23 protein-coding genes are annotated in these 22,177 nt (G+C 60.3%); 6 read left to right on the top strand and 17 right to left on the bottom strand.

The annotated features are described in order from the left end of the window. Positions 1-7: 7 nt before the first annotated feature. From ACYF6X_RS01240 to ACYF6X_RS01260, 5 genes are all read right to left on the bottom strand, one after another. On the bottom strand, positions 8-1,459 hold the full coding sequence (locus ACYF6X_RS01240; protein WP_060425102.1) for an efflux transporter outer membrane subunit: 1,452 nt from the start codon (positions 1,457-1,459) through the stop codon (positions 8-10). Between the two features lie 28 nt (positions 1,460-1,487). Next, entirely contained in the window at positions 1,488-2,006 is a 519-nt protein-coding gene (mprA, locus tag ACYF6X_RS01245) for a transcriptional repressor MprA (protein WP_025160249.1), read from the bottom strand. Between the two features lie 162 nt (positions 2,007-2,168). Further along, positions 2,169-2,516 carry an L-valine transporter subunit YgaH gene (gene ygaH, locus ACYF6X_RS01250; protein WP_130018104.1) on the bottom strand — a complete coding sequence of 116 codons (348 nt, stop codon included), beginning with the start codon at positions 2,514-2,516 and terminating at the stop codon, positions 2,169-2,171. Further along, complete coding sequence (locus ACYF6X_RS01255; protein WP_130018105.1) at positions 2,506-3,252, bottom strand: AzlC family ABC transporter permease; 747 nt, start codon at positions 3,250-3,252, stop codon at positions 2,506-2,508. The genes ygaH and ACYF6X_RS01255 overlap by 11 nt, the downstream gene beginning before the upstream one ends. A 121-nt stretch (positions 3,253-3,373) precedes the next feature. Beyond that, positions 3,374-4,573, bottom strand: a complete 1,200-nt coding sequence (locus ACYF6X_RS01260) for an MFS transporter (protein ID WP_033632267.1) — start codon at positions 4,571-4,573, stop codon at positions 3,374-3,376. A 105-nt stretch (positions 4,574-4,678) separates the two neighbouring features. Here ACYF6X_RS01260 and ACYF6X_RS01265 point away from each other — a divergent pair, with 105 nt between their 5' ends. Next, a complete protein-coding gene (locus tag ACYF6X_RS01265; RefSeq protein ID WP_038872847.1) occupies positions 4,679-5,557 on the top strand; it encodes a LysR family transcriptional regulator in 879 nt (292 codons plus the stop codon). A gap of 30 nt (positions 5,558-5,587) precedes the next feature. Here ACYF6X_RS01265 and proX read toward each other — a convergent pair whose 3' ends face one another. The 3 genes from proX to proV form a co-directional block, all read right to left on the bottom strand. After that, positions 5,588-6,589 (bottom strand): glycine betaine/L-proline ABC transporter substrate-binding protein ProX, encoded by a 1,002-nt coding sequence (gene proX, locus ACYF6X_RS01270; RefSeq protein WP_033635697.1) that lies wholly within the window; start codon positions 6,587-6,589, stop codon positions 5,588-5,590. Between the two features lie 69 nt (positions 6,590-6,658). After that, the gene (gene proW, locus ACYF6X_RS01275; protein WP_063990639.1) at positions 6,659-7,765 is read right to left on the bottom strand and encodes a glycine betaine/L-proline ABC transporter permease ProW; all 1,107 of its coding nucleotides are present in this window, start codon (positions 7,763-7,765) and stop codon (positions 6,659-6,661) included. Further along, complete coding sequence (gene proV, locus ACYF6X_RS01280; protein ID WP_130018106.1) at positions 7,758-8,960, bottom strand: glycine betaine/L-proline ABC transporter ATP-binding protein ProV; 1,203 nt, start codon at positions 8,958-8,960, stop codon at positions 7,758-7,760. Before proV ends, proW begins: the two co-directional genes overlap by 8 nt. Before the next feature lie 126 nt (positions 8,961-9,086). Here proV and ACYF6X_RS01285 point away from each other — a divergent pair, with 126 nt between their 5' ends. Next, on the top strand, positions 9,087-9,350 hold the full coding sequence (locus ACYF6X_RS01285) for a hypothetical protein (protein ID WP_130018107.1): 264 nt from the start codon (positions 9,087-9,089) through the stop codon (positions 9,348-9,350). Positions 9,351-9,366: 16 nt separating this feature from the next. On the opposite strand, the gene ACYF6X_RS01290 is transcribed toward ACYF6X_RS01285, so the two are convergent. Then, a complete protein-coding gene (locus ACYF6X_RS01290) occupies positions 9,367-10,053 on the bottom strand; it encodes a response regulator (protein WP_033635694.1) in 687 nt (228 codons plus the stop codon). Between the two features lie 32 nt (positions 10,054-10,085). After that, positions 10,086-11,678: an ATP-binding protein gene (locus ACYF6X_RS01295; RefSeq protein WP_130018108.1), complete on the bottom strand. Its 1,593-nt coding sequence runs from the start codon at positions 11,676-11,678 to the stop codon at positions 10,086-10,088. A gap of 326 nt (positions 11,679-12,004) precedes the next feature. On the opposite strand from ACYF6X_RS01295, the gene ACYF6X_RS01300 reads away from it, so the two are divergent. Continuing rightward, the gene (locus ACYF6X_RS01300; RefSeq protein WP_033635692.1) at positions 12,005-13,360 is read left to right on the top strand and encodes a 2-hydroxycarboxylate transporter family protein; all 1,356 of its coding nucleotides are present in this window, start codon (positions 12,005-12,007) and stop codon (positions 13,358-13,360) included. A 98-nt stretch (positions 13,361-13,458) separates the two neighbouring features. Here the strand turns inward: ACYF6X_RS01300 and ACYF6X_RS01305 are convergent, their stop codons facing one another. Beyond that, positions 13,459-14,430 (bottom strand): patatin-like phospholipase family protein, encoded by a 972-nt coding sequence (locus tag ACYF6X_RS01305; protein ID WP_107228090.1) that lies wholly within the window; start codon positions 14,428-14,430, stop codon positions 13,459-13,461. Positions 14,431-14,636: 206 nt separating this feature from the next. On the opposite strand from ACYF6X_RS01305, the gene ACYF6X_RS01310 reads away from it, so the two are divergent. Further along, a complete protein-coding gene (locus tag ACYF6X_RS01310; protein WP_130018109.1) occupies positions 14,637-15,581 on the top strand; it encodes an MBL fold metallo-hydrolase in 945 nt (314 codons plus the stop codon). 12 nt (positions 15,582-15,593) lie between these two features. Here the strand turns inward: ACYF6X_RS01310 and ACYF6X_RS01315 are convergent, their stop codons facing one another. Beyond that, a complete protein-coding gene (locus tag ACYF6X_RS01315; protein ID WP_063990634.1) occupies positions 15,594-16,487 on the bottom strand; it encodes a LysR family transcriptional regulator in 894 nt (297 codons plus the stop codon). 105 nt (positions 16,488-16,592) lie between these two features. On the opposite strand from ACYF6X_RS01315, the gene ACYF6X_RS01320 reads away from it, so the two are divergent. Continuing rightward, a complete protein-coding gene (locus ACYF6X_RS01320) occupies positions 16,593-17,333 on the top strand; it encodes an SDR family oxidoreductase (protein WP_130018110.1) in 741 nt (246 codons plus the stop codon). A gap of 64 nt (positions 17,334-17,397) precedes the next feature. Further along, the gene (locus ACYF6X_RS01325) at positions 17,398-17,601 is read left to right on the top strand and encodes a DUF1289 domain-containing protein (protein WP_063990632.1); all 204 of its coding nucleotides are present in this window, start codon (positions 17,398-17,400) and stop codon (positions 17,599-17,601) included. A gap of 62 nt (positions 17,602-17,663) precedes the next feature. Here ACYF6X_RS01325 and nrdF read toward each other — a convergent pair whose 3' ends face one another. From nrdF to ACYF6X_RS01350, 5 genes are all read right to left on the bottom strand, one after another. Continuing rightward, the gene (nrdF, locus tag ACYF6X_RS01330; RefSeq protein WP_130018111.1) at positions 17,664-18,635 is read right to left on the bottom strand and encodes a class 1b ribonucleoside-diphosphate reductase subunit beta; all 972 of its coding nucleotides are present in this window, start codon (positions 18,633-18,635) and stop codon (positions 17,664-17,666) included. A gap of 8 nt (positions 18,636-18,643) precedes the next feature. After that, positions 18,644-20,788 carry a class 1b ribonucleoside-diphosphate reductase subunit alpha gene (gene nrdE, locus ACYF6X_RS01335; RefSeq protein WP_130018112.1) on the bottom strand — a complete coding sequence of 715 codons (2,145 nt, stop codon included), beginning with the start codon at positions 20,786-20,788 and terminating at the stop codon, positions 18,644-18,646. Continuing rightward, positions 20,770-21,174 (bottom strand): class Ib ribonucleoside-diphosphate reductase assembly flavoprotein NrdI, encoded by a 405-nt coding sequence (nrdI, locus tag ACYF6X_RS01340; protein ID WP_004928930.1) that lies wholly within the window; start codon positions 21,172-21,174, stop codon positions 20,770-20,772. Before nrdI ends, nrdE begins: the two co-directional genes overlap by 19 nt. A 9-nt stretch (positions 21,175-21,183) precedes the next feature. Further along, positions 21,184-21,414: a glutaredoxin-like protein NrdH gene (gene nrdH / locus ACYF6X_RS01345; protein ID WP_004928934.1), complete on the bottom strand. Its 231-nt coding sequence runs from the start codon at positions 21,412-21,414 to the stop codon at positions 21,184-21,186. Positions 21,415-21,686: 272 nt separating this feature from the next. After that, complete coding sequence (locus ACYF6X_RS01350; RefSeq protein ID WP_130018113.1) at positions 21,687-22,118, bottom strand: carboxymuconolactone decarboxylase family protein; 432 nt, start codon at positions 22,116-22,118, stop codon at positions 21,687-21,689. Positions 22,119-22,177 lie beyond the last annotated feature (59 nt).

Below are 22,177 nucleotides of genomic sequence, written 5' to 3' on the forward strand. Positions count from 1 at the left end.
TATATTATTATGCTTTCGAATCCGCTGCGGCCGGGGCCTGATAGCCACCGCCCAGCGCACGGATCAGTCCTATCTTCGCCTGCAGTAAGTTGCTGCTGGCATTCAACTCCGCCTGTTGCTGCTGCAATAGCTGCGTCTGGCTGGTCAACAGATCGTCGCGCCCGATAATCCCTGCCTGGTAACGGGCGTTGGCGACCTGATACACCTGTTGCATCGACTGGGCCGCGGACGCCGCCTGCAGCTGCTGTTGCGCAGAGCTCTGCTGGATGGTGATGGCGTCGGCGGTTTCCTGTACCGCATTCAGGATGGTTTGGTTGTAGGATTCCACCGCTTCGTCATACAGCGCGGATTCCTCGCCCAGCTTGCTGCGCAGCGCCCCGGCGTGGAAGATCGGCAGCGAAATCGCCGGCATCACGTTCCAGGCCTGGCTGGCCGCTTCAAACAGATTCGGGCTGGTGCCACTGGTATTGGTGGTCATCAGGCCGGCGAAGGCTGAAATGGTCAGGCTGGGGTAAAACTCTTTACGCGCGGCGCTGACGCGCTGGCTGTAAGACTCCACCAGCTGGCGTTGCGCGGCGATGTCCGGGCGTTTACCCAACAGATCCGCCGTCAGCTCGCCCTGCGGCGCCATCAGGTTGTCTGCGGGCAACGGCACCTGACGCAGGTGCTGCATGGCGTTCGGCCCCTGGCCCGCCAGCGCGGCGAGCTGGTGTCGGAGCTGTTCGATCTGCGACTGCAGCTGCAGGATCTGCTGCTTGGCAACGTCGGACTGCGCCTGGGTTTGTTGCGGCACGTCGACGCCGGTCAGGCCGGCCTGATAGCGCTGTTGACGCAGTGCGGTCAGGCGTTCATTGTTGTTCACTTCCTGTTGCAGCAGTTTCTCGAGCGCCAGATTGCTCTGCAGCTGATAGTAGGCGGACGCCACCGAACTGGTCAGCGTCAGCGCCGCCTGTTCCTGCTCGGCGCGTGCGGCGTTGACCTGCGCCTTGGCGGCGTTCACTTGGTTACGGTATTTGCCCCACCAGTCGAACTCGTACGCCAGGTTCAACCCCAGCGAATTGGAGCTTTCGTAGATCGGCTTATGCGGATACCCCAACCCCATATTGACGTTTTGCGGCACGCGTTGGCGCTGGGTGCTGGCGTTCAGATCCAGATTCGGCCCGTTGGCGGCGCTGGCTTCACCCACCACGCTCTGCGCTTCGCGCACGCGGGCGGCGGCCTGCCGCAGGGTCGGCGAGCTTTGCAGCGTCTGCGTCATCAAGGCGTCCAGCTGCGGATCCTTGAGGGCGCGCCACCACTGCGGGCTGACGGCCAGCGAACTGACTTTCGGCTGAGCCAACTGCAGGCTCTGCGGATCCATCAGCGTGGATTGCGGGGCAATATTATCGGTCGAAGCACACCCGGCCAGCAGCAACACGGCGAACAGCGGGGTGAATCTCCAGTTAAATGGGGATCGCATAAGTAGGTACCTGAACAGAAATTGTGAATTAGGATAACTGTTCTGTGATTTCCATTTGATCCAGACGTGCCAGCAATTTGCGCGTCAGCTGTTCCAGCTGTTTTTGCTCATCGTCGGTCAGCGTGGACCACAGGAAATGCAGACATTGGTGCTGCGGTGGCAGCAGTTGACTGAGAAATTCTTCCCCCTGCGGCGTCAGATGCAGATGCAGGCAGCGGCGATCGTTGTCGCTTTCCCGGCGTTCGATCCAGCCGCGTTTCTCCAGCTCGTCGGCGATGCGGGTCGCATTGGTGCGCGAGGAGCCTAAGGCAGAGCTTAGCTCAGAAGGTTGGATGCTGTGGCTCTCCTGCGCATCCAGGGTAATCAGCGCCATAAACAGTGTTTCGTTAATCCCCTGCGCCTTCAGCATCTTGTTGCGATTTTCCAGCAGCTTGCCTTGCATGTGCATGCACAGGCGGGTCAGCAGGATTTCCTGATACGGGAAGTCTTTCTGCCGGGTGGCGCGGAAATTCAGCATTTGTTCTATGGGGGCAAACGAGCTTTCCATAATTTAGGGCCTCATTAATTTCGTTCGAGATAGTAACGACGGTGACTAATAATGTAAATGTTCAGCCGTGCGGATAATTTAGCAATTCGTGTCATTTGTCAGAGTTTGTAAAGATGTGGCGCCTGAAAACGCCAAAGCGAAGCCAAACGATCGGGAGCGGCGTCAGCCCGGACCGAAAATCATTAACAGCTTTAATGTGACGCCAAAGGCCGTCGCGCCGAGCAGCGTCGACAGAATGATGCTTTTGCTGCGGTAGAAGCACAGCGCCAGCGCGGCGAACCCCGCCAATGTGGGCAGCAGCTTGTCCGGTTCGCGCATCACCACCGGCGTGCTGGAGACCACCAGCAGGGCGCAGATCGAGGCGATGCCGATGCTGTCGAGCAACAGAGCGGCTTTACCGCGTTTGAGGCCGGGCTGGGCGCGTGCCGGCGCCAGCCGCAGTGGCAGATAACGGAACAGGTAATTGGCGCAACCCACCACCAGGCCGATCACCAGCACATCAGTGTTCATGGTTGGCCTCCGCAGGGGCGGGCTGGAACAGGGCGGCGATGCAGCCGGCGCCGATGCCGGCCAAAATGGCGACAGGAATGGAGAACAGCACCACGCCGAGCAGCGCGCCGGCCAGCGCGGCGGCGATAGTCAGGCTCTGCGGGCGCCGGAAGGCGGCCAGCAGGAAACTGAGAAACAGCGCCGGCAGCATGAAGGCCAGCGAGGCTTCGATCACCGGGAACTGCTCCAGCGGGCCGTTGCCGAACAGCGCGCCGAGCGCGGTGCCAGCCACCCAGGAAAGCCAGGAACAGAGCGCGATGCCCAGCATCCAGTTTTCGCTCCAGCTGCGGTTATTGCGCATCAGCCTGGCGGTAGCGGCGGCGAAGACCTCATCGGTCAGGCCAAAGGCCCATAACGCCGTTTTACCGGGCGACATGCGCGAGACGATGCGGTGACGCAGAGCCGGGCCGTACAGCAGGTGGCGCACGTCCATCGCCATCACCGTCAACGCGGAGACCCACAGCGACATTCCGGCGCTCAGCAGGGCGGTGATCACGAACTGGCTGGCGCCGGCGTAGATGATGCAGGAGAAGAAAATGCTTTCCAGCGGGGAAAAGCCCAGTTTGACGGCGCTGAGGCCGAAGGCGAACGCCACCGGGACATACCCGATGACGATCGGCAAACTGTCGACGACGCCGTTGGCGAAGGTGGCGCTGACGGCGGGCGGATTGAGGCTGTCTGCAGCTTGGCTTTGCATGGTTGTGGGTCGCAGGGTAGATAGGACTTCAATAGTTTATGCCCAGAACATTACCAGAGAGTAAGTAATGTTTATACCCTGCACCGCTAATAAATTTCTTAAGTTACTATTTGCACGATAATCAGATTGTCGCCGGCCCCTGCGGATCGTGGTGCTTGCCGAGCCACCAGGTCAGCAGGTTGAGCAGGCATAACACCCCGCCGGCGGCGGCCACGCCGTACCAGCCGGCATGCTGATAGGCCGAGGCGGAGAGCAGTGAACCGAGGGCGCCGCCGATAAAGTAGCTGGTCATGTAGCCGGCGGTCAGGCGGTTGCGTGCGTCCGGCATGATGCGGTACATCACGCTCTGGTTGGTGACGTGTACCGCCTGCACCGCCAGATCGAGGATCAGGATGCCGGCGATCAGCGCCCACAGCGATTGTTTGGCGAACGCGATAGGTATCCAGGACAGCAGCAGCAGCACCAGGCCGACGGTGGTGGTCAATCCGGCTTTGCCCTTGTCCGCCAGATGCCCGGCGCGCGAAGCGGCCAGCGCCCCGGCGGCGCCCACCAGGCCGAACAGCCCGATCACCCCCTCGGAATAGTTGAACGGCGGCGCGGCGAGCAGAAAGGCCATGGAGGTCCAGAGCACGCTGAAGTTGGCGAACGACAGGGCGCCGAGGATGGCGCGGGTGCGCAGCAGCGGCGTGCGGCAGAACAGGCTGAAGATCGAGGCCAGCAGTTGCGGGTAGTTCAGCCCGGAGTGTTGCTTATAGCGCGGCAGCGCGCGCCACAGGATCAGCGCCATCAGGATCATCAGCACGCTGGCGACCCAGTAGATGGTGCGCCAGCCGCCGAACGATGCCAGCGCGCCCGCGACGGTGCGTGCCAGCAGGATGCCGAGCAGCAGGCCGCTCATGATGATGCCGACGGTCTTGCCGCGCTTTTCCGGGTGGGCCAGCGTGGCGGCCAGCGGCACCAGAATCTGCGCCACCACCGAGAACAGCCCGGTGAGCGCGGTGCCGAGGATCATCATCGGCAGGGTGGCGGAGGTGGCGGTGATCAGCATGCCCCCGGCGGCCAGCAGCGTCATGAACACGATCAGCCCGCGGCGCTCGAACATATCGCCGAGCGGCACCAGCAGCAGCAGCCCGGTGGCGTAACCCAGCTGCGCGGCGGTAACGATAAAGCCGGCCTGATTGACCGACAGGTTGAAGCCGGTGGCGATGGTTTCCAGCAGCGGCTGCGCGTAATAGTTGCTGGCGACCGCCAGGCCGGTAGCGATGGCGATCAGCACGGTCAGCGCCGGGCTGAGGCCCGGGTGGGCGTTTTGTTGACTCATGGTTTTTTCATCACGGGAATAAGATGGCGCGCAGTATCCGGCAACGCAGGCCGGGAAACCAATGTATAATTTTCATTTTATTTATCTCATTTCAAGATAGATACCATGAACCTGAAACAGATCCGCTATGCGCTGGCGGTGGCGGAAGAGCTGAACTTTACCCGGGCGGCGCAGCGCTGCCATACGGTGCAGTCGGCGCTCAGCCACCAGATCGCCAAACTGGAAGAAGAGCTGGGCTGTACGCTGTTTGAACGCACTTCGCGTCGGGTGCGGTTGACCCCCGCCGGCCAGGCTTTTGTCGCCCCTGCGCAGCGCCTGCTGGCGGCGCAGCAGGCGCTGGTGGAGGAGGTGACGGCGGCCGATGGCGCGGTGTCCGGCACCCTGACCATCGGCACCATTTCAACGATAAACGTGATGGCTCTGACCGAAAGGCTCGACAAGTTTCACCGCCACTATCCGGCGGTCAATATCCGCCTGTACGTCGGCATGAGCGAAGCGCTGTTGGAAGATGTGCGCCAGCAAAAATGCGATATGGCGTTCGTCGGCATCTGGCCGGGCGATGCTGATCTGTTGCCGATGTCGCACCGGCAGTTGGCCGATGAGCCGCTGGTGGCGTTGGTGGCGCCGCAGCATCCGCTGGCCGGCCGCGAGCGGGTGAACCTGCAGGCGCTGGCGGAAGTGCCGCTGGTGGATTTCTACAGCGGCACCGGCGCGCGGCGCCAAACCGATCGCGCCTTTCAGGCGGCGGGCATCCGTCGGCACGTCAGTTTTGAAATCGATCATATCGAATGGCTGGAGAATTTGGTGCGACGGGGGCTGGCGGCGGGCATTGTACCGATCTCGACCGCGCAACGCTTAAGCGCGCTGGTGTCGATTCCGATAGAAGACGGGCCGCGGCGCCAGGTGTATTGCATTTGGCCGCAGCCCATGTCGACTATCGCCGAGCGCTTTTTGCATTTCAGCGGCATCGATATGGCGGGGTAGGGGCGCGGCACAGGCGGCGCCCCTGAACGGTTACGGCTTCGCCGCTTCGGCGGCGGTTTTCACCCAGCCGTCGAAGGTGGCCTGGTGCGCCTTGATCCAGCCGTTGACGTGGTTCTGGATGTCAGCTTCCGAAGCCTGGCCTTCATGCATGCGCAGGTTTTGCGCGTTGATGTCGGCGATCGGCAGCTTCATGATGGCGAACAGCTTGGCGGCCGCCGGATTGGCTTCGGCCCACTGCTTGTTGGCGGCGATACGCATGGTGTTGACCGGGAAGCCGTAGTTGGCGCCGTTAGGCAGCTTGGTGTCGACGTTCTTTTGCTCGCCCGGCAGGGAGGAGAACGGCACCTGCAGCCAGACCACGTCGCGCCCCGGCACCATCACATCGCTGACCCAGTACGGCGTCCAGGTATAATACAGCACCGGTTTGCCCTCTTTGTAGCGGGTGATGGTGTCAGCGATCATCGCCGCGTAGTTGCCCTGGTTGTGTTCGACGGTATTGCTCAGGCCGTAGGCCTTGATGTGGTGGTTAATTACCGCTTCGCAGCCCCAGCCCGGGGTGCAGCCGGTCAGATCGGCCTTGCCGTCGCCGTTGGTATCGAACAGCTTGGCGATCTTGGGATCCTTGAGCTGCTCGACGTTGGTGATGTGATATTGCTCGGCGGTTTTCTTGTCGATCAGGTAGCCCTGTGCGGCGCCGTTGACGTAGACGCCTTCGCGATAGAACTTGGCGTCGCCGCCGGCGGCCTTGTACTGATCGGCATGCAGCGGATCCCAGTTGACCGCGATGAAGGTCGCGTCGCCGGAGGCGATCGAGGTGTAGGCGACGTTGTAATCCACTTCACGCGGTTCCTTCACGTCGTAACCCAATTTTTCCAGCGCCTTGCTGACCAGCAGCGTCTGGAAGGTCTCTTCGGAAATGGTGCTTTGCACCGGCTGTACCGCGATCCCCTTGCCGGGTAAATCTGCCGCGCTCACGCTCTGTGAGCCAATCAGCGTCGTCAGGGCGAGAGCCCAGATGCCCGTAGTGCGCATAGTGTTTCCCCTTTTTTCGATGTGGTGTGTCATAGCCCGCCGGGGCCGCAGCCGCCGGCGGGAAAAGCGTCAGGCTTGTTTGATGAACGGGCGAGTCAGCAGCCCGATGGGGCCGCGGCGATACCAGCGGCCGATGCCTTTGCTGCGGCGATCGCGCCCCAACGATTGGGTGAGGCGATCGAGAATGATCGCCAGGATCACGATGCCGACGCCGCCGACGGCGGCCAGGCCCATGTCCAGCCGGCCGATGCCGCGCAGTACCATCTGCCCCAGTCCGCCGACGGCGATCATCGAGGCAATGACGACCATCGACAGCGCCAACATCAGCGTCTGGTTCACGCCGGCCATGATGGTCGGCATCGCCAGCGGCAGCTGCACCTTGAACAGTAGCTGACGCGGGCTGGCGCCGAAGGATTCGGCGGCCTCGATCAGATCCTCCGGCACCTGCTTGATGCCCAGAATGGTCAGGCGCACGATCGGCGGCAGCGCGAAGATGATGGTGACCACCACGCCCGGCACGTTGCCGATGCCGAACAGCATGACGATTGGCACCAGGTAGACGAAGGCCGGGGTGGTCTGCATGGCGTCGAGCAGCGGTCTTATCACCTTGGCGGCGTGTTTGCTGCGCGCCAGCCAGATGCCGAGCGGCAGGCCGATAAGAATGCAGAAGAACAGCGCAGTCAGCACCAGCGCCAGCGTGACCATCGCCTGCGACCAGGCGCCGATGGCGCCGATGGCGACCAGTGAGAGCAGCGTGGCGGCGCCCATGCCGAGGCCCGAGACCTGCCAGGCGAGCAGCGAGAACACCAGAATGGCGATCGGCGCCGGCATGCCCAGCAGCAATTGCTGGAAGCCGCTCAGGATCATGTCCACCGGCACGCGGATGCCCTGGAACAGCGGGCGGAAGTGCAGCACCAGCCAGTCGATGCCCTGCGTGACCCAGGTATCGAACGGCACCCAGGCTTTGTGGAACGGATCGAGCAGGCTGAAGTGTTCCGGCTGCGCCGGGGCGCTGCTGAGCCAATCGGCGCCTGACGCGGCGGCGTCATGGGCGGCCGGCGGCGGCGCGCTGGACCAGGCGTCGCCGGCGTTGGCGGCGGCATCGTTTGCGGGTGCGGCGCCGGTATCGGCCGGTGCGGTAGCCCAGGGATCTTGGGTTTGCGTAGTATCACTCATTGGCGGAGCCCTCCTTGTCCAACGCCTGCAGCAGCATGGCCTTGGAGATGATGCCGAGATAGTTATGTTCTTCGCACACCACCGGCACCGCGCACGGCGCCTGGGCGACCAGGGAAATCAGATCGCTGAGCGGCGTGTCGGCCGGCACGGCGGCGGGGGCCTCGAGCAGGGCATCGTCCAGCGTTTGATTGGCGGACAGCGCCTTTTTCAGCGACTCTATCGACACTATGCCGATAAATTTCTTTCCGCGTTCAACAACATAACCATAATCACGGTCCTCATCGCGCAGCAGCTGCAGCGCCGATCGGGGGCCAAAGCCGGGGGTTTTGCGGATCAGCGTCACCGGGCGCCGTTGGGCGATATCCTTGGCGCTGAATACATGACTGATGTCCACGCCGCGGAAGAAGGTGCGTACATAATCGTTGGCCGGGTTGTTCAGGATCTCGTCCGGCGTGCCGACCTGGATCACCTCACCGCCCTGCATGATGGCGATGCGATCGCCGATGCGCATCGCTTCGTCCAGATCGTGGGAAATAAACACGATGGTGCGCTGATGCTGGGCCTGTAATTTCACCAGCTCATCCTGCATTTCGGTACGAATTAACGGATCGAGCGCCGAGAAGGCTTCGTCCATCAATAATATATCCGGGTTATTGGCCAGGGCACGGGCTAATCCCACGCGCTGGCGCATGCCGCCGGATAATTCATCCGGATAAGACAGCGCATAATTTTCCAGCCCGACCTGACGCAGGGCATCCAGCGCTTTTTCCTGGCGCTCCTGCAGCGGTATGCCGGCTAATTCCATACCGAAGGCGGTGTTATTAATGACATTCATGTGTGGCATCAGCGCGAATGACTGAAATACCATGCTGATCTTATTTCGCCGCACGGCGCGCAGGGCGGTGTCAGATATTTTGGCGATGTCCTCATCGTCGATCAGCACCTGACCGCGAGTGGGTTCTATCAGACGATTGAGAAGGCGTACCAGGGTGGACTTGCCGGAACCGGAGAGCCCCATGATGACAAATATCTCGCCTTCTTCAATGGCCAGAGTGGCGTCTTTTACGCCGAGCGATAAGCCGGTTTTTTCAAACAGCCGATCTTTTGTCAGACCTTTATCCAGCAGTTTGAATGCGCGTTCCGGGTGTTCGCCAAATATCTTATACAGGTTCTTTACTTCGAGTTTAATTGCCATGCAATTTGCTGTTTCCTCTGGTTTAATTAACGCGTTATGGGCTGTCCTTAGCAAAATAAAAGAGCTTTTTACCCTAACACAGTGAATATCTGAGACAACCCTCAATGTCATTTAAATGGGATATTAGTGGTTTACATCAAGGTTTTAATTAGTTATGGTAATTTGGCCCGTGACTCAAAATTGATGGCCGTTATTCACCATAATGGTTTGGTTTTCGGGGAAATAACGCGGCGTGGGGCAATGCGCTATTTCGGTTTTACGCCTGCCGTTCGGATAATAAAAAACCCGACCAGAGGCCGGGTAAAAGTCATCAGTATTTCATCAGTTTTAACGACAGGTGCCGATATCGAGGGGGATATCGTCGAGCGCTATGTTATCGCCGTAATATGACAGCCAGATGGCAGCCTCAGGCCTTGCGATACAGCCGCCGCGGATGGCCAATATTGCCGTACAACATTTCCACCCGCACGAACTGGGTGGCGACGCAGTATTCCAGATAACGGCGGGCGGTGGTCTTGCTGATGCCGACCTGCTCAACCACGTCTTCCACCGCATGCGCCACCGCCGGCTGGGCGATAAACAGCGCCTGCACCAGCTCGAGGGTATTGGTTTCGATGCCTTTGGCGCTCGGCTCGCTGGAGAACTGCTTCGACTGCAGGTTGTACAGCGCATCGACGTTATCCTGATCGATGATCTTGAAGGTGCGCTGGGTCTGCACAAACTGCATGAAGCGTTCGAGCGAATTGCGCAGCCGCTTGTAGGACACCGGCTTGATGATGTAATCGAAGGCGCCGTTGCGGATCGCCTGGCTGCAGGTATGCATGTCGCTGGCGGCGGTGATGAAGATCACCGAGCAGGCGGGGTTCTTCACCGCCGGTTCTTCCATCAGCTCGATGCCCTGGCCGTCCGGCAGAAAGTTATCCAGCAGGATCAGCCGCGGCTGATGTGCATTGGCTTTGGCCCGCGCTTCGGCCAGCGTGGCGGCGTAAGCCACCACCCGCAGGTTGAAATTTTTCTCGATGAACTCCGCGTGCAGCGTCGCCAGTTGCGGCTCGTCTTCCACGATCAGAACGTCCAGTGCTTGGTGTGACATAATCGGGTGCTCAAAAAATCGGGTTATGGGTTTTATTTAGGGATAAATATAGAGAATATCGCGCCGTGCGGCTCGTTGTCCGACACTTCTATGCTGCCGTGCGCCTGCGCCACGTGGCTGGCGACCAGATGCAGGCCGATGCCGTGGTCGCTTTTATCCGCTTTGGTGGTGACGCCCTGTTCAAACAGCGTATCACGAATCTCCTCGGCGATGCCGGTGCCGCGATCCGCCACCTCGATCACCAGTTCGTCGCTGCCGTCGCTGATATAAAGCTCGATCGCGTCGTGCGGGGCCGGGCAGTGCAGCGTCGCCTCCACCGCATTATCCAACAGGTTGCCGACGATCGACATCAGTTCGGTCTCATTCAGCGCCGCCGGGATCTGTCGCAGCTGGCAGGCCGGATCGAAGCGCAGCTCGATGCCTTTTTCTCTGGCGCTGGAGTATTTGCCCAGCAGCAGGCCGCACAGCGCCGCTGAACTGAAGCGCTGCGAGATGAAATCGAGGATTTCCTGCGCCCCCTCCGACTGGGCTTCCACATAGCGAATGGCCTCGTCGTAGCGCTGCATATGCAACAGCCCGGCCAGCGTGGCGGTCCAGTTCAACTGCTCGTGGCGCATGATGCGCAGATTGTCGGCATAGCGTTTCACCTGGCTGAGCTGGCTGCTCAGGGTATTGATATCGTTCTTGTCGCGGAAGCTGATCACCCAGCCTTGCAGCTCCTGCTCCTGCATGATGCGCACCCGGCTGGCGATCACCCGCACGTGGTTGAAGCGGCACACTTCGTCGTGCGTATCCTGGCCCAGCTGCGCGGCGGCGAAGAAGTTCGGCTGTGCCTGAATTACGTCGCCGATCGGCCGGCCCAGCAAGCCGGCGGCGGGCTGGTGCAGATCCAGCAGCTCGCGCGCCGCATGGTTGATGGTGATGATCCGCATCTGCGGATCGATGGCGATCACCCCTTCATAGATGGCTTCCAGCAGCGCTTTTTGCTGGCGCACCAGCAGCGCGATCTCTTTCGGCTCCAGCCAGAACATCTGGCGCTTGAGGTTTTTCGACAGCAGCCAGGAAAAGACGAACAGGGCGATCAGCAGCAGGACGATAGAGCCGATAATTTGCGTCAACGTCCTGGCATTTAAATTATCGATATGCGATTTCAAATAGCCGACGGAAACGATGCCGATCACGTGATTATTTTCATCCAGGATCGGCGCCTTGCTGCGTAATGAAACGCCAATGCCGCCCTTGCGAATGGAAATAATGCTTTTTCCTTCCAGCACCTCTTTATTATCACCGCCGATCATCGGCGTGCCCAGGCGGCCTTCATATTCGGAATGATAAAGATGGCGGGCGTGATTATCGCCGATGACGATATAACTGGCGTCGCTGCTGGCGCGGATTTTTTTCATCAGCGCGGCAATTCTGGCGGCGTCGTTGTTTTCCACGGCGTCGACCAGCGAAGGAATGAGGGCGATTTCCCGCGCCTGCACCTGGGCGCGGGCGCCGAGATCGCGGTGCAGCTGCGCATCCAGCTGGTAATAGGTATAGGCACCGATACAGGTCAGCAGCAGGCAGGAGAAGGCCACCAGGCAAAGAAACAGCTTGATTTGAAATGAGAGTTTGAGCCGCATGGCGGAGCTTCACCGTAAAGAGATCTTGAAGCCTTACCCTATCACGAGAAGCGGGGTCTGTAATATTGCGCCCGATCAACTTGTGATCCCTCACACGGGATTAGAGTGAACCGGACGAGAATTGTTCGTCTGCGATAAAGTTGATAAGCTTTAAAATAAAAGCGGTATTAACACCATTAAAACCACGTCGGTTTTTACATAATCTTAATTAACCCCATAGAAACCATAACCACCATTAAAAACCCTTTTTAACTTTGAACATAATCACAGCAGATAATCCGTGCGCTTCTCTATGATGGCTGAACAAACTAATAAGAGGCCAGATTATGAGCACAACAGATGATTCTTACCTCGTAGCCAAAGACAAGGCCGCCGATATTCCTCTGCGTGAGAAATGGTGGCGGATACTGGACAATTATAAAGTAGGGATTATTCCGTTACCGTTCTTTATTCTGGCCGGCGTATTGATTCTGCTCGACTGCCTGGAAGGCAAGCTGCCGAGCGATATCGTGGTAATGGTGGCCACCCTGGCGTTCTTCGGCTTCGCCTGCGGCGAATTCGGCAAACGCCTGCCGCTGATCGGCAAAATGGGCGCGGCGGCGATCTGCGCCACCTTTATTCCTTCCGCGCTGGTGCACTACGGCCTGCTACCGGACGTGGTGGTGGAGTCGACCACCAAGTTCTACAAATCGACCAATATTCTTTATCTCTACATCTGTTGCATCATCGTCGGCAGCATCATGAGCATGAACCGCCAGGTGCTGATCCAGGGCTTCCTGCGCATCTTCATTCCGATGCTGTGCGGCGAGATTGTCGGCATGCTGGTAGGGATGGGCGTCGGCATGGCGCTGGGCCTGGAGCCGTTCCAGATCTTCTTCTTCCTGATCCTGCCGATCATGGCCGGCGGCGTGGGTGAAGGGGCGATCCCGCTGTCGATGGGCTACGCGGCGATCCTGCACATGGAGCAGGGCGTGGCGTTGGGGCGCATTCTGCCGATCGTGATGCTCGGCAGCCTGACCGCCATCGTCATCGCCGGCCTGCTCAACCAGCTGGGCAAGCGTTATCCGCACCTGACCGGCGAAGGCAGCCTGATGCCGAGCAAGCAGGGCGACAGCGACATGAACGCGGTGGAAAAAATCAGCGGCAAGGTGGACGTCAGCACCATCGCCTGCGGCGCGCTGCTGGCCATCCTGCTGTATATGGTGGGCATGTTGCTGCACCGCCTGATCGGCCTGCCGGCGCCGGTGGGCATGCTGTTCGCCGCCGTGGCGGTGAAGCTGGCGCACGGGGTGTCGCCGCGCATTCAGGAAGGCTCGCAGGTGGTGTACAAATTCTTCCGCACCGCCGTGACTTATCCGATCCTGTTCGCGGTCGGCGTGGCCATCACGCCGTGGCAGGAGCTGGTGGACGCGTTCACCGTACAGAATCTGATCGTGATCGTCACAACCGTCAGCGCGCTGGTGGCGACCGGTTTCTTCGTCGGCAAGAAAATCGGCATGCACCCTATCGACGTGGCGATTGTCTCCTGCTGCCAGAGCGGGCAGGGCGGCACCGGCGACGTCGCGATCCTCACCGCCGGCAATCGCATGTCGCTGATGCCGTTCGCCCAGATCGCCACGCGGATCGGGGGGGCGATCAACGTCTCGCTGTCGCTGCTGGTGTTGGCCAAATTCTTCGTATAACTCCTAGAAATCCTTAGCGTTACTTTGCCTTTCCCCGCCCCCGCGGGGATTTTTTTGCCCGCGCGCCGGCCGCACGCGCGGGCGGGGTGGATGGGGGGTTACGCCGCCTGTTTCATGGCGGCGTCGTACCAGGCGAAGTAGCGCTCTACGCCGCGGCGGCCGGATTCGATCAGCGCGCGTTTCTTCTCCTCGCTGATGCCGAACTCCAGCGTGCCGACGTCAAGCGTGTCGACATACACGGTACGTTTCCAGTCGTCGCTGTCCAGGTGCACCTTGGTTTGGATGTCCAGCATCACGTTGGCCACCGCCAGGGTGAAATCAAACAGGTTGTTGACCGGCGTGCGCGGGCCTGCCTGCCCGGCGGCCTGGGCGATTTCGCCGGCGGAGTCCAGGCGAAGGCCCAGGGTGCGGGTGTTGATGCGCTGGCTGGAGGCGTCGATATAAGGCGGCGTGGCGGAGAAGTCATAGTCGAACAGCCGCACCGGGTAGTTGTCGATCATGCCGCCGTCGATGCACAGGTCGCCCAGGGTATTGTTCTTCGCCACGAAGGCGAACGGGAACGACATCGAAATGCGCAGGCCGTCCGCCACTTTCATGCGCGGCGTGGTGCGATGCGAATAGACCTCGCGCTGGCCGCTGTTGAGGTTGGCGCCGATAAAGTAAATCGACTTGAACCCCTTCGCCGTTTTCATCGCTTCGAACTGCTCGAAGGTAATATCCGGCTTGCCGGTATATTGCTTGATAATATCGCGCGACCATTGATAGAAATAATCGCCGGGCGCGATGCCGTATTGATTGAACAGGCGGTAGGCGTCCTGGAGCGTACCGAAAAAGCCGCCGTTATAATCGAGGAATTTTTTAAAATCCATCGCCGACAGAATTTTGGTGACGTCCGCCGAGCTGCAGCCCAGGCCGACCAGCAGCGCGGCGATGGCGCCCGCCGAGGCGCCGGAGGTTTGCTTGATCTGCGGCATGATGCCTTTGGCTTCCAGCAATTCCAGCGCGCCGCCATAGGCGATGCCTTTTACGCCGCCGCCTTCAAAGACCAGATTTTCGAATTGATAGTTCATGATATTTCCTCACTCTTGGTTTAGGGAGTAAGGAAAATAACCAAGTGGCGAGCGAGAAAATATGGATTGGGGTTGTGTGGCTCGGCAAACAAAATTATTCATAATAAATATATTATTTATATATTTATCAAAGGCATTTATTAAACAGGCGCATCGGGCTTTTTGCGTCAATACTTAGCGCTGTTCAATTCTCGCAAGGAGTCATCATGTTCTGGAAACGTTGTCTGCTGGGCGCGGCGCTGGCCGTTATGTCATTACAGGCCGGGGCCGCCGCGCCGCAAGCCAAAACCTCGACGCCGGGATTTTATCGCATCATGCTGGGCAGCTTTGAAGTGACCGCGCTGTCCGACGGCGTCATTCGCCTGCCGGTGGACAAGCTGTTGCTGAACACCACGCCGCAGCAGATCGCCGCCGGGTTGGCCGAGCGGCATCAAAGCCTGCCGGTGGTCACCTCGGTCAATGCCTATCTGATCAATACCGGCGACAAGCTGGTGATGATCGACAGCGGCGCCGGCCAGCTGCTGGGCGACGGTCTGGGCAAACTGGTGGATAACCTGCGCGCGGCGGGCTACCAGCCGGAGCAGGTGGATGAGATCTACCTGACCCATATGCACCCGGATCACCTCGGCGGCCTGACGCACGACGGCAAGGCGGTATTCCCTAATGCGGTGGTGCGTGCCGCCAGCCAGGACGCGGACTTCTGGCTGAGCGCGGACAAACTGAAACAGGCCAAAGCGCAGAACAAAGGCAATTTCGAAAAGGCCATGGCGGCGATCAAGCCGTACCAGGCGGTTGGCCACTTTAAGCCGTTCAGCGGTGACGGTGAATTGTCGCCAGGCATCGCCGCGTTCGCCGCTCACGGCCATACGCCGGGGCACAGCGTGTATCAGGTGACGAGCCAGGGCAAAAAGCTGCTGTTGCTGGGGGATCTGATCCACGTGGCGGCGGTACAGATGCCGCATCCGAAGGTGGCTATCAGCTTTGACAGCGACGCCAAGGCGGCGGTCGCTCAGCGGCTGCGGGTGTTCGGCGATAGCGCGCGGCAGAGCGAGTTGGTGGGCGGCGCACACCTGTCGTTCCCAGGGTTGGGCTACCTGAACCGCCAGGGGGAAGGGTACGGTTGGGTGCCGCTGAATTACGGCGCGCTGTAACGCACTTGGTCGCTACCGGTTCCGCTCGGCGAACACCCGGCTGAACCAATCGAGAAACACGCGCACCCGCGGCGACAGCTGGCGGTTACGCGGATAAAGCAGCGAGACCGGCATCGGTGGAGAAGGCCAATCCGGCAGCAGCGGCAACAGGCTGCCGTCGGCCAGATCGCCGCGCAGGTGATAGCGCGGCACCTGAATGATGCCCAACCCGGCGCGGGCGGCGGCGACCAGGCTCTCCGCCGCGTTGACCGACACCGTTGCCGGCAGCGTGATGGGCTGCGCTTGCCCCGCCACCGTGAACGCCAGCGGCATCAGCGCGCCGGTCGCCGAAGAGCGAAAGCCCACCATGCGGTGATGGCGCAGATCGTCCAGGTTTTGCGGCGTGCCGAAGCGCTGCAGGTAGGCCGGGGCGGCACAGGTCACCTCTTCCAGCTCGCCCAGGCGGCGCGCCACCATGTCGCTGTCCCGCAGTTTGCCGACGCGCACCACGCAGTCGATGCCTTCCCGCAGCGCGTCCACCAGCCGATCGCCTTCGCTCATAGAGAGTTCGATATCCGGGTATTGCGCCAAGAAATCAGGCAAATCGGGCAACAAAAAATGGCGCGCCAGCGTGCCGTGCACCTCGATGCGCAGCAGCCCGCGTGGTTTGGCGCCGGCGAACGCCATCTCCGCCTCTTCGATGTCCGCCAGAATGCTCAGACAGCGCTGATAGTAGGCTTCGCCGTCCAGCGTCGGGCTGACGTGGCGGGTGGTGCGCTGTAGCAGCCTGACTTGCAGCCGGGCTTCGAGCTGTTTGATGGCGTCGGTCACGGTGGAGCGCGGCAGGTTAAGATCCTGCGCCGCTTGGGTAAAGCTACGCTGTTCCACCACGCGGGTGAACAGGCGCATGGCATCGATCCTGTCCATGATAATTGTTCGCTTATTTCGGATTGTGATGTCGAAGAATAGGGGATTATTCGACACAGCGAAAGGTGCATGATGACGGTACATTAACCCGATGAGGAGATATTCATGAATCACGCTACTCAACGCGTCGCCATCGTCACCGGCGCATCGCGCGGCATCGGCGCCGCCATCGCCGAGCGTCTGGCCGCCGACGGTTTTACCGTCATCATTAACTATTCAGGCAACCCGGCGCCGGCCGATGAGCTGGTGCGCAAGATAGAACAGGCGGGCGGCCGCGCGCTCGGCGCCAAAGCCGACGTCAGCGATGCGGCTGCGGTTTCCCGATTGTTCGACAGCGCCGAACAGGCGTTTGGCGGCGTCGACGTGCTGATCAACAACGCCGGGGTGATCGCGCTGGCGCCGGTGGCGGACATGCGTGATGAAGAAGCGGATCGTCTGATCGACATCAACCTGAAAGGCAGCTTCAACACGATGCGTGAAGCGGCGAAACGCCTGCGGGATAACGGCCGCATCATCAACTTCTCCTCCAGCGTAGTCGGGCTGCTGCAGCCGGGGTACGGCATGTACGCCGCCAGCAAGGCGGCGATAGAAGCGTTGACCAGCGTGCTGGCAAAAGAGCTGCGTGGCCGCAATATCACGGTGAACGCCGTCGCGCCGGGGCCGACCGCCACCGGGCTGTTCCTCGATGGTAAAACGCCGGAGCTGATCGAGCGGCTGGCGAAGATGGCGCCGCTGGAGCGGCTGGGCACGCCGGACGATATCGCTGCGGCGGTGGCCTTCCTCGCCGGGGCCGACGGTGGCTGGATCAACGGCCAAACCCTGCGCGCCAACGGCGGTATCATCTGATTGACGACGCGCCGCCGCCGGATCGGGTATCCTGTGGCGGCACACATCACATCAAGGGCGGTTTATGGCGGGTGACAATCAGCAATTCCAGCACGGCGTGAGATCGCCCTGCGTCAGCCTGTGCCGCATCGACGACGAAACCCAGCAGTGCCGGGGATGCCGGCGCACGCGGGCGGAGATCGCTGCCTGGCCGACCGCCGGCGACGCGGAGAAACGCGCTATTTGGCGGCGGCTTGAGCTGCGTGCGGCCTTCAAGCAAAACACATAGTCGCGGGAGCACGACACGTCGCACTCCCGCGAAAGCCTTTTCCTGATACGGCCAGCCAGCCCTCAGAAATCCCAGTCCTCATCCTCGGTGTTGACCGCCTTGCCGATAACGTAAGATGAACCTGAACCGGAGAAGAAGTCGTGGTTTTCATCGGCGTTCGGCGACAATGCCGACAGGATCGCCGGGTTGACCTCCGCCATTGCCGGTGGGAACAGCGCCTCATACCCCAGATTCATCAGCGCCTTGTTGGCGTTGTAGTGCAGGAAGGTCTTCACGTCTTCCGTCCAGCCGACGCCGTCGTACAGCTCCTCGGTGTAACGCACCTCGTTATCGTACAGATCCTGCATCAGATCGAAGGCAAAGTTTTTCACCTGCTGGCGCCGTGCGGGGTCCACTTTCTCCAGCCCTTTCTGGAATTTATAGCCGATATAGTAGCCATGCACCGCCTCGTCGCGGATGATCAGGCGGATCAGATCGGCGGTGTTGGTCAGCTTGGCGCGGCTCGACCAGTACATCGGCAGATAAAAGCCCGAATAGAACAGGAACGACTCGAGGAACACGCTGGCGACCTTCTTCAGCAGCGGATCGTCGCTGCGGTAGTGCGCCAGAATGATGCCGGCTTTCTTTTGCAGTGCACGGTTTTCCTCGCTCCAGCGGTAGGCGTCGTCCACGTCCGGCGTTTGGCACAGGGTGGAGAAAATTGAGCTGTACGAACGGGCGTGCACCGCCTCCATAAAGCTGATGTTGGAGTACACCGCCTCTTCGTGCGGCGTCAGCGCATCGGCTATCAGGGCCGGCGCACCGACGGTGTTCTGGATGGTGTCCAGCAGCGTCAGCCCGGTAAACACCCGAATGGTCAGCTGCTGTTCCTTTGGCGTCAGCGTGGCCCAAGAGGGGATATCGTTGGACAGCGGCACCTTCTCCGGCAGCCAGAAGTTGGAGGTCAGGCGGTTCCACACCTCCAGATCCTTGTCGTCTTCGATGATGTTCCAGTTGATGGCGCGCACCAGCGGCGCCGATGTTAGGGTCGTCATAAGTTGCCTCACAGCGCGCAGGACACGCAGCCCTGCACCTCGGTGCCTTCCAGCGCCATTTGGCGCAGGCGGATGTAGTAGATAGTCTTGATGCCTTTGCGCCAGGCGTAGATCTGCGCACGGTTGATGTCGCGGGTGGTGGCGGTATCGCGGAAGAACAGCGTCAGCGACAGCCCTTGATCGACGTGTTGCGTAGCGGCGGCGTAGGTATCGATGATCTTTTCCGGACCAATCTCGTAGGCATCCTGGTAATACGCCAGGTTGTCGTTGGTCATGTAGGGCGCCGGATAGTAAACGCGGCCGATCTTGCCTTCCTTGCGGATCTCGATGCGCGAGACGATCGGATGGATGCTGGAGGTGGCGTTGTTGATGTACGAGATGGAACCGGTCGGCGGCACCGCCTGCAGGTTCTGATTGTACAGCCCGTGCATCATCACCGACTGGCGCAGCGCGCGCCACTCGTCGCGGCCCGGAATGGCGATGCCGGCGGCGGCGAACAGCTCGCGCACCCGCTCGGTCTGCGGCAGCCAGTCGCGTTCGGTGTACTTGTCGAAGTACTCGCCGCTGGCATAGCGGGAGTGCTCAAAGCCGTCGAAGGCGCCGCCACGTTCTATCGCCAGCCGGTTCGAGGCGCGGAGGGCGTGATAGGCCACGGTATAGAAATAGAGGTTGGTGAAGTCGATGCCTTCTTCCGAGCCGTAGAAAATGCGCTCGCGCGCCAGGTAACCGTGCAGGTTCATCTGGCCCAGGCCAATGGCGCGGGCGCTGCGGTTGCCCTCGGCTATTGACGGCACCGAGCGGATATCGCTCATGTCGGCCACCGCGGTCAGCGCGCGGATCGAGGTTTCAATCGCCTTGCCGAAGTCCGGCGCGTCCATGGTTTTGGCGATGTTCAGCGAGCCGAGGTTGCAGGAGATGTCCTTGCCGATGCGATCGTAGCTCAGATCCTCGTGATACGTGCTGGCGCGGTTAACCTGCAGGATCTCCGAACACAGGTTGCTCATGTTGATCCGCCCGGCGATCGGGTTCTCCCGGTTGACCGTGTCCTCAAACATCACGTAGGGGTAGCCGGATTCGAACTGGATCTCCGCCAGCACCTGGAAGAACTCGCGCGCGTTGATGCGCGATTTGCGGATGCGCTTGTCGTCCACCATCTCGCGATATTTCTCGCTAACGGCAATCTCCGAAAACGGCACGCCGTACACCCGTTCGACGTCGTAGGGCGAAAACAGGTACATCTCTTCGTTGTTCTTCGCCAGCTCGAAGGTGATATCCGGGATCACCACCCCCAGCGACAGCGTTTTGATGCGGATCTTCTCGTCGGCGTTTTCCCGCTTGGTGTCGAGGAAACGCAGAATGTCCGGGTGGTGGGCGTTGAGATACACCGCGCCGGCCCCCTGGCGCGCGCCGAGCTGGTTGGCGTAGGAGAAGGCGTCTTCGAGCATTTTCATGATCGGAATGACGCCGGAGGACTGGTTCTCGATGCGCTTTATCGGCGCGCCCACCTCGCGAATATTGCTCAGCAGGAAGGCCACGCCGCCGCCGCGTTTCGACAGCTGCAGCGCGGAGTTCACCGCCCGGCCGATCGATTCCATATTGTCTTCGATGCGCAGCAGGAAGCAGGAGACCAGCTCACCGCGCTGGCGTTTGCCGCAGTTGAGGAAAGTCGGCGTGGCCGGCTGGAAGCGACCCGAAATCATCTCCTCCACCAGATCCTGCGCCAGCCCGGTGTCGCCCGCCGCCAGCGTCAGCGCCACCATGCATACCCGATCTTCGTAGCGCTCCAGATAGCGTTTGCCGTCGAAGGTTTTGAGCGTATAGCTGGTGTAGTACTTGAAGGCGCCGAGGAAGGTCTCGAAGCGGAATTTTTTGGCATAGGCCTGCTGGAACAGCTGCTTGATAAACGGGAATTCGTACTGCGCCAGCACCTGCGGCTCGTAGTAGCCTTCCTCCACCAGATAGCGCAGCTTTTCCTCCAGGTTATGGAAGAACACGGTGTTTTGGTTGACGTGCTGCAGGAAGTAGTGCCGCGCCGCCAGCCGATCTTTATCGAACTGGATCCGGCCTTCCGCATCGTAAAGATTGAGCATCGCGTTGAGCGAATGGTAATCCAGCGCGCCCGTCTCGGGCCTGGTCAATTCTGTCGTTGCCAAAATGCGGTTACTCCCTGTCTAACGTTTTCAACGTCTTGCGTCGTGCCGAGCAGCTCGAAGCGGTACAAAAAAGGCACCTGGCATTTTTTGGCGATGATGTCGCCGGCGATGCCGTACGCTGCGCCGAAGTTGGTGTTCCCGGCGGCGATGACGCCACGCAGGTATGAACGGTTTTGCGGAACGTTGAGAAAGCGGATCACCTGGATCGGCACCGCGCCGACGGCGCTGCCGCCGCCATAGCTGGGTACGATCAAGATATAGGGTTGTTCCATCAGCAATTTGCTGCGGGCGCCGGCGATCGGAATGCGGATCGCCGGCAGGCCCAGTTTCTCAACGAACCGATGGGTGTTCTCCGAGCTGCTGGAGAAATAGACCAGCGGATTCATCGGCGGGCCTCAGCAGGTGAGTGCCAGCGCGCCGATCTTGTCCGGCCGGAAACCGGACCAGTGATCGTCACCGGCGATAATCACCGGAACCTGCTGATAACCTAAGGATTTTACGTGGTTCAGCGCCTGCTGATCCTGGGTGAGATCGATCACCTGATAATCAATCCCCTGTTTATCAAATGCGCGATAGGTGGCGTTGCACTGGACACAGTCCGGTTTACTGTAAATAATAATGCTCATGATTCGCATTTACCTTTAGGCTGAAGGAAAGGCGGACAAGTCAGATAACGGAGCATCGTTCCTGGCGTTTCTGACGGCGTTATCAACCGAACGACACTCCCTGCGGCTGACCCATAAAATACTATATGTTGATATTTGTTTTATCAACCACGCTATATATGGTGTTTTGTGGGGGTGGGGGCGCAGGCCGCGTCGGGGCTGGAAAAGGCGAGGGAAAAAATTTTTGCGGGTGTGGAATTCCCCCTCTCAGTCAAGAGGGGGAGGCGAGCGTATTACTGGCGCATGCTGACGGCCAGCCGGTTGAAGGCGTTCATGATGCTGATGGCGAAGGTCAGATCGGCGATCTCGACGTCGCTGAAGTGCGCCTTCAGCGCCTCGAAAGCGCTGTCCGGCGCGCCGGTGGCGGCGATCAGCGTCACCGACTCGGCCCATTCCAGCGCGGCGCGTTCGCGCTCGCTGAATTCATGGCTGACGCGCCAGCCCGCCAGCGTATCCAGCTTGGCATGGCTGAAGCCGCTTTCGCGCAGCGCTTTGCCGTGCATATCCAGGCAGTAGGCGCAGCCGTTGATCTGCGAAACGCGCATAAACATCAATTCGATGGTCGCCTTGTCCAGGGCGCCTTTCTCCAGCGCCATCAGCGCGCTCACCATATTTTTGTACGGGGCGGGCGCCAGCTCGGCATAGTTCAAACGTTGCTTAATCATGGTCAACCTCAATCGGTAGTAACGAAATTATGGCGCTACTTTAGCGGCCTTATGGTCTA

The sequence above is a fragment of the Serratia sp. ID 25-353 genome (genome assembly GCF_054792795.1).